The sequence below is a fragment of the Burkholderia perseverans genome, assembly GCF_022870505.1.
Taxonomy (GTDB): Bacteria; Pseudomonadota; Gammaproteobacteria; order Burkholderiales; family Burkholderiaceae; genus Burkholderia; species Burkholderia plantarii.
In genome coordinates this window covers 1,568,042-1,581,794 of record NZ_CP045093.1, presented here as the reverse complement: position 1 = coordinate 1,581,794, position 13,753 = coordinate 1,568,042, and the positions used below count along the sequence as shown (strand labels likewise).

Below are 13,753 nucleotides of genomic sequence, written 5' to 3'. Positions count from 1 at the left end.
GAGGGGGCCGCGCGATGGCTCACGCCATGAAAGCCCGGCCCGACGCTGCGGGCTTGCCCACGCCCTTTCTCGCCCGCTTTCCGCCCACCGGAATATCGATCCCCGAACTGCTTCGTTGTCAGCCCCGCGCGCCGCTCCGTATAAATCGGGCTTGTCCGATTCGTGAGAAGCTGCCGCCATGTCCCAGCCATCCGCCACCGCCCGCTCGACCGGCGCCGACTACGACACGCTTGCCGCACGTTTCCGGCCGATCTTCGCGCGTATCGCGAGCGGCGCCGTGGCGCGCGACCAACACCGCACGCTGCCCGTCGAGGCGATCGGCTGGCTCAAGCAGGCCGGCTTCGGCGCGCTGCGCGTGCCGGTGGCCGCGGGCGGCCTCGGCGCCTCGATCCCGCAGCTGTTCCGCCTGCTGATCGAACTGGCCGCCGCCGATTCGAACCTGCCGCAGGCGCTGCGCGGCCATTTCGCGTTCGTCGAGGACTGGCTCAACGCGCCGCCCGGCGCCGCGCGCGATACCTGGCTCGCCCGCTTCGCGGCCGGGCAGCTGGTCGGCAACGCCTGGAGCGAGACCGGCGACACGGCGCTCGGCGAGGCGCGCACCCGGGTCTCGCGTCGTGACGACGGCTGGGTCGTCAATGGCGAGAAGTTCTACACCACGGGCAGCCTGTTCGCGGACTGGATCGACGTCTATGCGCAGCGCGCCGACGACGGCGCGCCGGTGATCGCGGCCGTCGCCACGGCGCAGCCCGGCGTCACGCTGGTGGACGACTGGGACGGCTTCGGCCAGCGCACCACGGGCAGCGGCACGACGCGCTTTACCGACGCACACGTGGATCCGCACGGCTTGATCGACTTCTCGCGGCGCTTTCGCTACCAGACCGCGTTCTACCAGCTGTTCCATCTGGCGACGCTGGCCGGCATCGCACGCGCGGCCGAACGCGACGCCGGCCGCCTGGTGCGCGAGCGCAAGCGGATCTACAGCCACGGCAACGCCGCGCGCGCCGCCGACGATCCGCAGATCCTGCAGGTGGTGGGCGAAGTGGCGTCGTGGGCCTACGCGGCCGAGGCGATCACGCTGCGCGCGGCCGAGCCCGCGCAGCGCGCCTGCGAGCTGCACGACGGCGCCGACACGGCCGCCGAACACGAGGCGAACGTCGCCGCCGAACTCGAATCGGCGCAGGCCCAGGTGGTCGTGACCGACCTCGTGCTGCGCGCGGCCACGCACCTGTTCAACGCGCTCGGCGCGTCGGCCACGCGCGGCGCGGCGGCGCTCGACCGCCACTGGCGCAACGCGCGCACGGTGGCCTCGCACAATCCGGTGGTGTACAAGGCGCGGATCGTCGGCGACCACTCGGTCAACGGCACCGAACCGTCGACGGTCTGGAAGGTCGGCGTGGCGCCCGAGGCCGCGGCGGCGAAGCGCGAAGCAGCCTGACGGCGTCGGGACGTGGATTGGTGCGAGAGTCGCGCGAGGCAGGCATCACATTCCAGTGTCAACGATCAGAGACGCTGCCGCTCGGCGTGACCGGATTCCAGCGGAATGCACCCCGATCTGCGCCGTATGGATTCGGATCGAGGCACGCATAGAAGCGGTGGCGCCTCTCCCGCCTCCATGGCAATCGATCATATAGAGCCAACCGGGCCAAACGCCCCTAGCCCTCGATCCGCCACCACCTCGGCAGCAGCCGCTGCACCTCGCGGCGCCGATAGCGATCATCGATCAGATGCACGACCCCCTCGTCGTGTTCGGTGCGGATCACGCGCCCGGCGGCCTGCACCACCTTCTGCATGCCCGGGAACAGGTACATGTAGTCGTAGCCGCTGCCGAAGCGCGCGTCGAGCGCGCGGCGCATCTGCTCGTTGACGTCGTTGACCTGCGGCAGCCCGAGCGTGGCGATGAACGCGCCGATCAGCCGGTCGCCGGCCAGATCGATGCCCTCGGCGAACGCGCCGCCGAGCACCGCGAAGCCCACGCCCCGGCCGCCGTCGCGAAAGCGCGCGAGGAACGCGTCGCGCGCGGCCTCGTCCATGCCGCGCTCCTGCGCCCAGACGGGTACTTCGGGATGCCGTTCGCGCATCAGCTCCACGATGCGCCGCAGGTAGTCGAAGCTGCTCAGGAAGCCGAGGTAGTTGCCGGGCCGCCGCGCGTATTGCGCCGCGATCAGCTCGACGATCGGCGCCAGCGACCCCTCGCGGTCGCGCCAGCGCGTCGAGACGTGGCTGGCCACGTGGACCTGCAACTGCGAGGCGCGGAACGGCCCGTCGACGTCGAGCGCGGGCGTGCCGTCGGGCAGCCCGAGCGTGTCGCGATAGAAGTGGAACGGGCTCAGCGTGCCGGAGAACAGCACGGTGGCGCGCGCGAACGCATGGCGCGGCGCGAGGAAATCGGCGGGAATCACGTTGCGCACGCACAGCACCGACTTCGCGCGGCCGCCGCGCGAGCCGCGCACGCGCGCCGCCTCGCCCGCCACGCGCGTGATGTCGAAGATCGAATGCGTGTCGAACTGCTCGGCCAGGTTCACGAAATGCATCGCGTCGAACGCGAACTGCAGCACCTGCGGCTCGATCGACAGCGGCACGTCGGCCAGCAGCTCGCTGACGCGGCCGATGAAGCGCTGCGCGGCCAGCAGCAGCGCCGACGGCACCGTGGCCTGCACCACGTAGTCCTGCTCCAGCTCGCGGTTCAGCGCGTTCCATTCGCGGTTGAGCCGCTCCAGCGGCGCGGCCAGCGCCGGCGTCGCGCGCCGCTTCGCGTCGGCCAGCACGAACTGGTCGAGCGTCGCGCTGTACATGCCACGCGCGCGGTCGAGCAGGTTGTGCGCCTCGTCGACGAGCACGCCGATCCGCCATTGGTTCTGCACCGCGAGCGAATGCAGCAGCGCGCTGCCATCGTAGTAGTAGTTGTAGTCGCCGACGATCACGTCGGCCCAGCGCGCCAGCTCCTGTGCGAGATAGTACGGGCAGATCTCGTGCGCGAGCGCCACCTCGCGCACCGTGGCGCGGTCGAGCCTGAGACGCGCGAGCGCCACGCCGCGCGCGGCGTCGAGCCGATCGTAGAAGCCGCGCGCGAGCGGACACGATTCGCCGTGACAGGCGCGGTCCGGATGCTCGCAGGCCTTGTCGCGCGCGACGAGTTCGAGCGTGCGCAGGGGCAGGACGATGGCGGTGGCGGGATCGATGGCTGGCGCGCGAGCGCCGGCGGCTGCGGCACTTGCGGCGGGATGAGCCGGCGGATCGCCAGCGACCGGTGCAGAAGTGGCTCGATCGGTGGTTGCAGCGTTCGGGTCGTCCGCTACAGCCGGAGCGCCACCTGTGACGGCGATTGAGGCCGTACTTCCGTCGCCGTCCGGCGCGACGCCGGAAGCGGCATCGAGGACGACAGCCGGGGCCATCTCCCGCCCACCGCCCGCAGTGGTCGCCAAGGATGCCTCCACCGCGCCCGGTGCCGCCACTTCCGTGGCCCGAGCGGCCACGCCGCCGGCGCTTAGGGCCGCCCGCCCCGCCTCTTCATGCGCGCTGCGCAGCAGCTCAAGCGCATCGAGCGCGAGCGCGCGCCCCGGCGTCTTCGCGGTCAGGAACAGCACGCGGTCGAGATACCCGTCTCCACAGGCACGCAGCATCGGAAACAGCGTACCGACCGTCTTGCCGATCCCGGTCGGCGCCTGCGCGAGCAGCGCGCGGCCGTCACGCGCGGCGCGATAGACGTCGGCGGCCAGCGCGCGCTGGCCGCTGCGAAACGCGCCGTGCGGAAACGGCAGCACCCGCAGCGCCGCGTCGCGTGCCGCGCGGTGCGCCGTCTCGCGCGCCGCGAACGCGGCGAAGCGCTCGCATTGCGACTCGAACCAGTCGCGCAGCGACTCGGCGCTGTGCGTCTCGGTCAGCACCGACTCCTGATGCGAATCGACGTCGAAATAGACGATCGCCACGGTCAGGTTCGCGAGATCGCGCAGCTTGCAGAGCAGGTGCCCGTACACGCGCGCCTGCGCCCAGTGCAGCGCGCGATGGTTGGCGGGCATGCGGTTCAGGTCGCCGCGATAGGTCTTGATTTCCTCGATGCGGTTCAGCGCCGGATCGTAGCCGTCGGCACGGCCGCGCACCGTCACGTTGCCGTGCTCGCCCGTCAGCACGATCTCGCGCTCGTAGCCGTCGTCGCGCCGCGAGGTGACGATGCCGTGGCCGATGATCCCCTCCTGCGCCGACGGCGCCGGCGTGAAGCGCAGGTCGAGGTCGCCGTGCTTCGCGGTGAACTCGCACATCGCGCGCACGGCCACGGTGTAGTTCATGCGCCCGGCTCCGCCAGCGCCGACGCGGTGGAAGCCTCCATCCGTGCCCCCGCATGCGCGGCCGGCGCGATCTGCGCCGCCCATTCGACGTCGATCACGCGCACCGGCATGCCGTGCCCGACGCAGTAGTCGAGCCAGCGGATCTGGTTGTCCTGCAGGCGGTCGCCCGGCCCCTTCACCTCGATCAGCTCGTAGCGGCGCTCGGCCGGCCAGAAACGGATCAGGTCCGGCAGCCCCGAGCGGTTGCCGCGCGGGTCGTCGAGCAGGCGCTCGAAGCAGCGCCGCAGATGCATGGGATCGATGCAGTCGAGCGCCAGCGCGAGCAGCGCGTCGTCGAGCGCGCCCCAGAACACGAACGGCGACTGCAGGCCCGCCTTCTCCGCATGGCGGCGCAGCACCGTCTCGCGCCAGGCGTCCGACTCGAGCTGCGCGAGGCAGGCCTCGAAACGCGCCGCGCGGCGCGCGCGGAAATCGGGCGCGTGCAGATCGGCCGGGCCGCGCTGGAACGGGTGGAAGAACGCGCCGGGCACGGCCGCGAACACGGCGTCCCAGCACAGCAGGCCGAACAGCGAATTGATCAGCGTGTTCTCGACGTAATAGACGATCGCGCCGTCGCCCGACAGATGCATGCCCACCGCCGTCTCGACCGAATGCGGCACGCGCGGCACCGCGAGCACCAGCGTCTCGCGGGCCACCGGCGTGGCGCCCGCGGCCCGCGCGACGGGCCGGCCCGTGCGCTTGAGCAGGCGCGGCAGCATGCGCGCGACGCGCTGGCGCTCCTCCTCGCTCTCCGGCTGCGCGGCGGCCGCCTCGGCCAGCGCGAGCGCATCGGCGTCGCGCCCGCAGCGCTCCAGCACGCGGATCCGGCGGTGCCGGCTGCCGGGCCAGCCGCTGGCCGCATAGGCGGCCAGCGCGCCGGGCCAGTCGGCGCGCCGCTCGCAGGCGTTGCCGATGCCGTGCAGCAGCTTGGCGCGGCGCATTTCCAGCCAGCTCTGCCCGCAGGCCACGGCGCCCACCTCGGCCGTCAGCGCGTCGAGCGGCGCGTCGTCGGGCCAGGCGGCCAGCGCCTCGCGGCAGACGAACAGCGCGAGATACGCGTCGACGTCGGCGCGCTGCTGGAACGCGCGCGAGGACGGCGCGAAATCCACGCGCTCGTACTGGAACACGCCGAGATCGGCGAGCACGAACTCGGACCAGTCCTGATGCAGATTGCCGAAGAACATCAGCCGCAGCCGCTCGCACAGCGCGCCGATGCGGACCTCGAACACGTTGTCGCCGGTGGCGGGCAGCCAGGCCTCGAACGGCTGTTCGAGCGCGTGGCCGGCCTCGGCGCGCAGCGCGTCGAGCCAGTCGGCCTTGCGCGCGCCCTTCGGCGCCGCGAAGCGCTGCGCCAGCTCCGGGCGCGTGGCCAGCGCGAACACGGCGTCGAGCGCCAGCGCCGGCGCCGCGTCGATCCAGCCCAGCGCCACCAGCGGCGCGGCGGCCGCGGCCGTGTCGCCGATCTCGTCATAGGCGAGCTTGCTGCGCCGGAACCACGGCCCGCTGCGCATCAGCATCCGCACCAGCAATGCGCGCGAGGCACGCGGCAGGCCGGCGAACTCGCGCAGGAACGCCTGCTCGGCCGCGTCGAGCAGATCGTCGTAACGCCCGGCGATCCAGGCGAGCGCGCGCTCGAAGTTGTCGAGGTAATAGAAGGCGTAGGGAGCGGGAACGGCAGGCGGCACGGAAATTGTCGAAGGCTGTACGTTTGTACAGGGGTGAATGATAGCGCATGTGCGGCGGGTGTCGGCAAGCGGAACCCGCCGTTGCCGCCGCCTGGCGTGGCGCCGCGCCAACCGTCGACCGGCGGCTCGCCGTTCGCGTTCCAGCCCCGGATTTATACATTACGTCACAACCCCGACCGCCTCGATGCGGTTAAATGCAAGCCTGACGTCATCGCTTCATCGCGCCCCTTCCCTGATATGGACGACACCCGCCGCAACCTGCTCGGCGCCGCCGTGAGCGGCACGCTCGGCGCGCTGCTGCCGGCCGCCGCGCGCGCCCAGGCACCCGCAAGGGAAGCGCCGACGACCGCGCCGCCGCGCCTGCTGCCCGACGAGGCAATCCGGCTGTGGCACGACCTGCCGCCCGACCCGCTGCCCGACATGAACCTAGACGGCGAGCGCGTGATCCGGCGCGGCGCCGTGATCGGCGTGGTCGCGCCGCGCCTGCACGTGTACCGGCCCGCCACGCCGAACGGCGCGGCCGCGCTGGTGATCGCGGGCGGCGGCTACGAATGCGTGGAGCTGGCTCATGAGAGCGGCCCGGTCTGCCGCTGGCTCGCCTCGCTCGGCGTGACCGCCTACGAGCTCGTCTACCGGCTGCCGGATCAGGGCTGGCAGCGCGGCGCGCCGCTGCAGGACGGCCAGCGCGCGATGCGCGTGATCCGCTCGCGCGCGCAGCGCGACGGCATCGATCCGGCGCGCATCGCGATCCTGGGCTTCTCGGCGGGCGGCCACCTGGCCGGCATGACCGCGTTCGATCCGAACACGCGGCGCTATCCCGAGACGGACGGCGCGGACCGGCTCTCGGCGCGCCCCAACCTGGCCGCGCTGATGTATCCGGTGCTGACGCTGCTGCCGCCGTTCGACCACACGCGCTCGCACCGCCACCTGCTCGGCGACGCGCCGCCGACGGGCGCCGCCGAGGCGCTCTCGCCGGTGCTGCGGATCGACGCCAACGCGCCGCGCACGTTCCTCGCGCAGGCGCTCGACGATCCGATCGTGCCGGTGGACAACGTGCTGCTCGCGCACACCGCGCTGCGCAACGCGCGCGTGCCGACCGCGCTGCACGTCTACCAGTCGGGCGGGCATGGCTGGTCGCTCGGCGTGCCGGACAGCGAGCCGGCCTCGTGGCCGAAGCTGTTCGCGCGCTGGGCGCGCACCAGCCGCTGGTTCGGTTGAGGGCGCGGCGCCGGCTCAGCCGTTGCCGCGCGCGCGCTTCCTGAGCAGATAGGTATCCATGATCCAGCCGTGCCGCCCGCGCGCCTCGGCGCGCACCCGCACGATCTCGTCGCGCACTTCGTCGAGCGGGCCGGATACGAGGATCTCGTCGGGCGTGCCGACGTAGGCACCCCAGAAGATCTCGAGGTCGCTGCCGTCGATGCGCGTGAACGCGTTCTGCGCGTCGAGCATCACGACCACGCTGTCGGCCCGCGGGGGGAAACCGGCCTCGGCGAGCCCGCGGCCGTTGGTGACCTCGAACGCGCGGCCGATCGCGTTGAGCGGCACGCGATGCTGCGCGGCAAGCGCCTGCACGCTGCTGATGCCGGGGATCACCTCATAGTCGAAGCCGAGCCGGCCATCGGCGAGGATCGCGTCGAGGATGCGCAGCGTGCTGTCGTAGAGCGAGGGATCGCCCCACACGAGGAACGCGCCGCATTCGCCGTCGCGCAGCTCGTCGGCGATCAATCGCTCGAACACGGCCTGCTTGTCGCGGTTCAGCGTTTCGACGGCGCCCACGTAGCTGGCACCGTCGGGGCCGCGCTCGGGGCTGGTGGCCTCGACCACGCGGTAGCTGCGCTCGGTCGCGTAGCGCTCGACGATCTCGCGGCGCAGCTCGATCAGCTTGCTCTTGGCCGCGCCCTTGTCCATCACGAAGAACACGTCGGCGCGGTTCAGCGCCTTGATGGCCTGCACGGTCAGGTAGTCGGGATTGCCGGCGCCGATGCCGATCACAAGAATGCGTTTCACGAACTGCTCCGATATCGCGGACGACGAAACAGCGGAGTCTACCCGCTTTCGCCGGGCGCTCACCCCGGGAAACGCATGGCCATCAACGCTTTCCTCCATCGGCGCGAGTCGATGCTGCTCCGCCGCCGCCGCCGTCAGCCCTGCCGCGTCTCCCGCACCGAGCGCGGATGCCACAGCAGCGCCCCGCCCTCGATGCCGCGATCGTTCGGCACCGTCGCCACGTTCGGCGGCAGCTCCCGCTTCAGCCGGGCGGCATTGCCGCCGCCGATCCACAGCCTGTCGTAATGCACGAGCGATTCGAGGATGCCGATGACCTTCTCGACGCGCCGGCTCCAGCGCTGGTTGCCGGCCTTGCGGCGCGCCGCGTCGCCGATGTATTCGTCATACGCGTGCTTCTTGCTGACCGGGTGATGCGCGAGCTCCAGATGCGGCATCAGCTCGCCGTCGCGGAACAGCGCGGTGCCGGCGCCGGTGCCGAGCGTCAGCACGAATTCGAGGCCGTGCCCCTCGATCGCGGCCAGGCCCTGCATCTCCGCGTCGTTGATCATCCGCACCGCGTCGATGCCGAGCCGCTCGCCGAGCATCGCCGCGAGCGGCACGTCGCGCCAGCCGTCCGGGCCGATATGCGGCGCGGTCAGCACGCGGTTGTCGCGCACGAAGCCGGGAAAGCCGATCGACACGCGCGACGGCGCATGGCTCGCGATCAGCGGCGCGACGAGCGTGTGCAGCGTATCGACCAGCAGCGCCGGCGGGCACGGATGCGGCGTCTCCACGCGCACGCGCTCGCCGAGCATGGTCGCGTGGGCGTCGACGATGGCCGCCTTCAGCCCGCTGCCGCCGATGTCGATCGAAAGGATGCGCCCGGCGTCACCGGCGGGATCGGTCGCATCGTTCGTGTCATGGGGTTTCGTACTCGGTTTCTTGCTCGGTTTCATGAAGTTCGTCTCGTGGTTCGTCTGGTCCTGCCTGTCGCCGTGCGCCGGCCGGCCCGCGGTGTCGTGACCGGGGCCGCCGGGTGTTGCGCCGTCGTCACGCCTTGCCGGCATCCGGTTTCGATTTCGGCTTCGGATTCGAATCCGGCTTCGCATCCGGCTTCGAATCCGCCTCGGCGCCCGCCTCCGGCGCCTTGAGCGGCCGCCACGCGCGCCCGTCGCGTTCGATCAGCGCGTCGGCTTCGGCCGGCCCCTCGCTGCCGGCCGGGTAGTCATGCACGGGAATCGCGGCGCCGTCGCGCGGGTGCAGCACGGCTTCGGCGGCTTCCCAGGTCGATTCGATGCTGTCCGCGCGCTGGAACAGCGTCTCGTCGCCGAGCAGGCAGTCGTAGAGCAGCGTCTCGTAGCCGACGTTCGCGCGCTCGGGGAAAAACGCATCGTAATCGAACGACGAGCGCACCGCGCCGATCTGCATGACCGGGCCCGGCGTCTTCACGTTGAAGTCGAAGCTGGTGCCGTGCGAGGGATCGATGCGCAGCGTCAGCACGTTCGGCGTCAGCGCGTCGTTGGGCGTGTCGCGGAACAGCCGGAACGGCACCGGCTTCAGCTGCACCGAGATCTCGGTGCGCCGCTCGGCCAGCCGCTTGCCGGTGCGCAGGTAGAACGGCACGCCGGCCCAGCGCCAGTTGTCGATCTGCACGCGCGCCGCCGCGTAGGTCTCGGTCGTGCTGTCGGCCGCCACGTCGGGCTCGTCGCGATAGGCCACGCCGCCCGGCCCGGCCGTGTACTGGCCGAACACCACGTCGTGCGGCGCGAGCGGCTTCAGCGCGTCGAAGATCTCGGCCTTCTTGTCGCGCACGGCTTCCGCGTCGAACGAGTTCGGCGGCTCCATCGCGACCATGCCGAGCAGCTGGAACAGATGGTTCGGCACCATGTCGCGGAACGCGCCGGTCTGTTCGTAGAAGCTGCCGCGCCGCTCCACGCCGATCACTTCGGACGCCGTGATCTGCACGCTGTCGATGTACTCGCGCCGCCAGATCGGTTCGAACAGCGCGTTGGCGAAGCGCACGGCCAGGATGCTCTGCACCGTCTCCTTGCCGAGGAAATGGTCGATCCGGTAGATCTGCGATTCCTTCATGAAGCCGAGCAGGTGCTGGTTCAGGTCGCGCGCCGAGGCCAGATCGCTGCCGAACGGCTTCTCGATCACGACGCGGCGGAACGGCCCGCCGCTGCCGGCCTCCTTCAGCAGGCCGGCCTTGCCGAGGCGCTCGACGATCGGCTTGAAGAAGCGCTCGCTCACCGCGAGGTAGAACACCACGTTGCCGTGGGCCTCGCCCTTGCCATCCTTGCCGAGCTGCTGCGCGAGCCGCTGGTAGGCGCCGTCGTCCTCGAAGTCGCCGGCCATGTACTGCAGGCGCTGCGCGACCCAGTCCCAGGCCTGTCCGTCCAGCTTGCCGGCGTGAAAGGTACTGGCCTTGTCGGCGGCGAGCTTTTGCAATGCGCTGTGTAAATCGTCGCGCCACGCCTCGGTCTCGCGTTCGCCGTGATTGACGCCGATGATCCTGGTACCGCCGTCGAGCAGGCCGTCCACCGCGAGGTTGTAGAGCGCGGGCATCAGCAGCCGGCTCGTCAGGTCGCCGCCGGCGCCGAAGATCACCAGCGTGCATGGCGGCGCGGGGTGCCGGCCGGCCGGCGACGCGGGTTCGCCGCGCGACGGCGCGGGCACTTTCGTGCTGGCCGGTTGACGCGATTCGTCGGAGGGTTCGCGGTTGGCATCGTTCATCGGCATGATCTCGTCCGTGTGGCTGAAACAGGATGAGGTAGCAAGCGCGATGCCTGTACGGCGAGCGGCGGCGGCCGACCGGTTGCGTCGGGTCGGCGGGGAGGGTGCGCGAAGCTGACGCGCATGGCGCGGGCGTGGCGGCCGCGCCGCCGCGCTAGCGCATCGCGAGCCGCCGCCGGCCGCCCGCCACGCCCGCGCCGTCCCGATCGCGCGGCATCACGAAGCGGCGCTCGCCCTCGCCCGCCGCCTCGAAATAGACCGGCGCGCTCGAACGCAGATCGACGATCCGGAACGCGCCGGACGGATTGAAGACGATCGCGTGCGCGATCAGCATGATGCGGCGCGAGCCGTCCTGGTAGGCCAGCGCGTCGGCGTCGTCGAGCGCCGGGATCGTCCAGCCGGCGAGATTGGCGCGCGCCATCGCGGCAAGGATCGCCGCGCGCGCCGCTTCGGCCGTGGCGGGCGGCGGGCTGATCCGCGCGAGTTCGGTGCGCAGCCGGCCGAGGCGCTCGCGCGTGGCCTCGCTGCGCACGGCGGTGAGCGCGCCACGCGTGCGCTTGCCGTCCGCCGTGATGGTCCGCAGCCCCGCGATCGTGCCGCCCTGCGCGCTCGCCGGGCCGGGCGCGTCCGCTGCCGGGCCGCGCGCGGGGTCGTCGGCCGCGGGCGGTGCGTAGGCGGACGGCAGGTTCGGGGGCGGGATTCGGGTCATACGCGTCGGATCGGAGAGAAGCCGACAGGCACGCTCGTCGCGGCGACGCCGCGCGCGCCCTGTCGTTGCGCGTTGGTATACGCCCGAACGCGGCGGCCGGGCGCGGCAAATCCGAACGCCGGGCGCACGAGGCGAAGCGGGCACCGGATCGGCCGCCGCGAGGCGTCAACCCGCCACCGGTCTCGCGCCTGGCGTCGGATCGGGCCCCGAGCGCCACCGGCGTCCTTATCCGGCCGCACCGGCGATCAGGTGATCCGGCAAGCAGGCGAGCCGCCGCCGTTACCGCGCGACGGCTTGCGCAAAACCTCGGCGGTCGGCCCCATCCACACCGGCAGCCATGCACCACGGCGCGCCGGCGCCGCCGCTGGTCAATACACGAGCTGCGTGCGCAGATCGCGCTTCACGGCCAGCCCCAGCTTGCGGAACGCCGGATAGTCGGCCGGCGTGATCACCGGCCCGGGCGGCGTGAGCCACAGGTCGCGCGTGACGGTCACGGTCGCCCCCTTCGCGCGATAGGTGGCCGTATAGGTGCCGAGCGGCGACGACACCGACACCGGCTTCGGCAGGCGCGGCACGCGGATCGCGGCCGGCAGCGTGATGATCGAGATCTCGGTCAGGTGGCGGCCCAGCACGGCGATCGGGAACTGCCGCGTGTCCGGCCCGGCCGCCATGAAGGTGCCGCTGATGCCCTCGAAGCTGCCGAGGCCCGGCGGCACCTTGAACGCGCCCGGCCCGGGAAACAGCGCGTAGTCGGGCAGCCTGAAGTCGGCGCCGTAGTCGAACGGCACGGTCAGGTCGCGCACGTCGCCATCGTGATAGGTGCCCGAGCCGTCCTGGCCGGTGACGAACAGCACGCGCTCGGCGAGCTGCTCCTCCATGCCGGGCGGCACGGACGCCATCAGCTGCCGCGCCGCCAGATCGAAATAGCCGCCGTTCTCGATCCGGGCGCTGCCGGTCACGGTGCCGTCGCGCGCGACGTTCATGCGCGTCGTCACGGTCACGCGCGCCGTATCCGGGTTCGCGAGCGGCAGCGTGCGCAGCCCGCCCGGGCTTGCCTCGCCGCCGGCCACGAGCGCCACCTTGCCGAGCTCGCTCGGCGGCAGCACGCCGAAGCGCGCGAACCCGGCGGTCGAATCGACGTACAGGCCGAACTCGGGCAGCCAGCTGATGGCGTGATCGAACACGCCGAGCGGCAGCGCCACCTTCGGCACCCAGTAGGCGCCGCCGAGGTTGATCAGCACCGGCTCGCTGCGAATCGACTTCGCGGCGAGCAGCGCCTCCAGCAGCGTGACGTGATCCTTGCAGTCGCCGTAGCCGGCGGCCAGGATCGCGTCCGCATCGTGCGGCACCACCCCGCCGAAGCCGAGATGGATCGCCACGTAGCGGATCTGCGTGCTGACCCAGTCATAGAGGATCTCGGCCTGCCGGCGGCGGTCGCTCACGCCCTGCGTGAGCTGCTCGGCGAGCGCGCGCACGCGCGGCGTCACGGCCGCCTTGTCGAGCGCGCGCTGCTGGTAGGCGGCACCGATCTGCGCATAGTCGGCGAAGCTCGTGATCGCCACGCGCGGGCTGTGATCGAGGTTGGCCGTCGCCGACAGCTCCGGCGTGCGTGCCGGCTGCCCGGACAGCGACCAGCGCCACACCTGCGTGTCGGGCCGGTCGGACCCGGCGCGCCCGCCCGGCAGGTCGACGGCGTCGACGTGCAGCGGCATGGCGGCCGGCGCGCGCACCGTCAGCTGCATCGATTCGCGGCGCACGTCGTCGGTGAAATAGTTGAGCGCCGAGAACTGGCCCGGGAAGATCGGCACCTTCTGCGTGAGCCGCGAATGCAGCACCAGCGTCGCGCCCACCTCGACGGCCGGGAACACCACGACCTTCACCTTGTTGTCGTCGAACATCGGTGCCCGCGCGCTCTCGGGGCTCTGCTGCTCGCGGATCTGCCCGGCACCGACGGCCACGCGCCGGCCGTCCTTCGTCAGCGTGTAGGCCTCGGTCACCTCGAGCGCCTGCAGCGAGGTGCTGTAGGAAAGCCGCCCCTCGCCGTCCTCGCGCACGCCCTTCTCGGTGTCGATCCGCCAGCTTTCGGTCACGTCCTTCGTGTAGGTGCCGTCGGCGTGGACGTCGTAGACGATGTCCTGCGTCAGCATCGTGGTGTCCGGGCGGTAGGCGGCCGCGTGCGCGGCCACGCACGATGCCGCCAGGGCGAACGAAACGAACGAAACGAACGAAACGCGTGGCACGGCTGCCGCCATCCGGCAGCGAGTGATTCGGGTCATTGTTGTCCTTGTTGGCTGAAGCCGGCACGCCGCCCGATG

The 13,753-nt window shown here is 71.7% G+C and carries 9 protein-coding genes; 2 read left to right on the top strand and 7 right to left on the bottom strand.

Going from position 1 to position 13,753, the window contains the following annotated elements; genetic code table 11:
* Positions 1-178 precede the first annotated feature (178 nt).
* The gene (locus BpN12_RS06550; RefSeq protein WP_246794470.1) at positions 179-1,435 is read left to right on the top strand and encodes an acyl-CoA dehydrogenase family protein; all 1,257 of its coding nucleotides are present in this window, start codon (positions 179-181) and stop codon (positions 1,433-1,435) included.
* 217 nt (positions 1,436-1,652) lie between these two features.
* Here BpN12_RS06550 and BpN12_RS06545 read toward each other — a convergent pair whose 3' ends face one another.
* Entirely contained in the window at positions 1,653-4,283 is a 2,631-nt protein-coding gene (locus BpN12_RS06545; RefSeq protein WP_246794469.1) for an ATP-dependent DNA helicase, read from the bottom strand.
* Positions 4,280-6,007, bottom strand: a complete 1,728-nt coding sequence (locus BpN12_RS06540; RefSeq protein WP_246794468.1) for a VRR-NUC domain-containing protein — start codon at positions 6,005-6,007, stop codon at positions 4,280-4,282. The genes BpN12_RS06545 and BpN12_RS06540 overlap by 4 nt, the downstream gene beginning before the upstream one ends.
* Positions 6,008-6,244: 237 nt before the next feature.
* Here BpN12_RS06540 and BpN12_RS06535 point away from each other — a divergent pair, with 237 nt between their 5' ends.
* Complete coding sequence (locus BpN12_RS06535) at positions 6,245-7,225, top strand: alpha/beta hydrolase (protein WP_246794467.1); 981 nt, start codon at positions 6,245-6,247, stop codon at positions 7,223-7,225.
* Positions 7,226-7,240: 15 nt separating this feature from the next.
* Here BpN12_RS06535 and cobF read toward each other — a convergent pair whose 3' ends face one another.
* From cobF to BpN12_RS06510, 5 genes are all read right to left on the bottom strand, one after another.
* Positions 7,241-8,014 carry a precorrin-6A synthase (deacetylating) gene (cobF, locus tag BpN12_RS06530; RefSeq protein WP_246794466.1) on the bottom strand — a complete coding sequence of 258 codons (774 nt, stop codon included), beginning with the start codon at positions 8,012-8,014 and terminating at the stop codon, positions 7,241-7,243.
* A gap of 134 nt (positions 8,015-8,148) precedes the next feature.
* Positions 8,149-8,949, bottom strand: a complete 801-nt coding sequence (locus BpN12_RS06525) for an ROK family protein (protein ID WP_246794465.1) — start codon at positions 8,947-8,949, stop codon at positions 8,149-8,151.
* 94 nt (positions 8,950-9,043) lie between these two features.
* On the bottom strand, positions 9,044-10,735 hold the full coding sequence (zwf, locus tag BpN12_RS06520; RefSeq protein WP_246794464.1) for a glucose-6-phosphate dehydrogenase: 1,692 nt from the start codon (positions 10,733-10,735) through the stop codon (positions 9,044-9,046).
* Positions 10,736-10,883: 148 nt separating this feature from the next.
* Positions 10,884-11,438, bottom strand: coding sequence for a hypothetical protein (locus tag BpN12_RS06515; protein ID WP_246794463.1), 555 nt, complete (start codon positions 11,436-11,438; stop codon positions 10,884-10,886).
* Positions 11,439-11,806: 368 nt separating this feature from the next.
* On the bottom strand, positions 11,807-13,714 hold the full coding sequence (locus BpN12_RS06510; RefSeq protein WP_246794462.1) for a DUF3857 domain-containing protein: 1,908 nt from the start codon (positions 13,712-13,714) through the stop codon (positions 11,807-11,809).
* Positions 13,715-13,753: the final 39 nt, after the last annotated feature.

Excerpts from the sequence above, each read along its gene's own strand:
- BpN12_RS06550 (WP_246794470.1), top strand. The coding sequence starts at position 179 with ATGTCCCAGCCATCCGCCACCGCCCGCTCGACCGGCGCCGACTACGAC.
- BpN12_RS06545 (WP_246794469.1), bottom strand. The coding sequence starts at position 4,283 with ATGAACTACACCGTGGCCGTGCGCGCGATGTGCGAGTTCACCGCGAAG.
- BpN12_RS06535 (WP_246794467.1), top strand. The coding sequence starts at position 6,245 with ATGGACGACACCCGCCGCAACCTGCTCGGCGCCGCCGTGAGCGGCACG.
- BpN12_RS06525 (WP_246794465.1), bottom strand. The coding sequence starts at position 8,949 with ATGAAACCGAGCAAGAAACCGAGTACGAAACCCCATGACACGAACGAT.
- zwf (WP_246794464.1), bottom strand. The coding sequence starts at position 10,735 with ATGCCGATGAACGATGCCAACCGCGAACCCTCCGACGAATCGCGTCAA.
- BpN12_RS06515 (WP_246794463.1), bottom strand. The coding sequence starts at position 11,438 with ATGACCCGAATCCCGCCCCCGAACCTGCCGTCCGCCTACGCACCGCCC.
- BpN12_RS06510 (WP_246794462.1), bottom strand. The coding sequence starts at position 13,714 with ATGACCCGAATCACTCGCTGCCGGATGGCGGCAGCCGTGCCACGCGTT.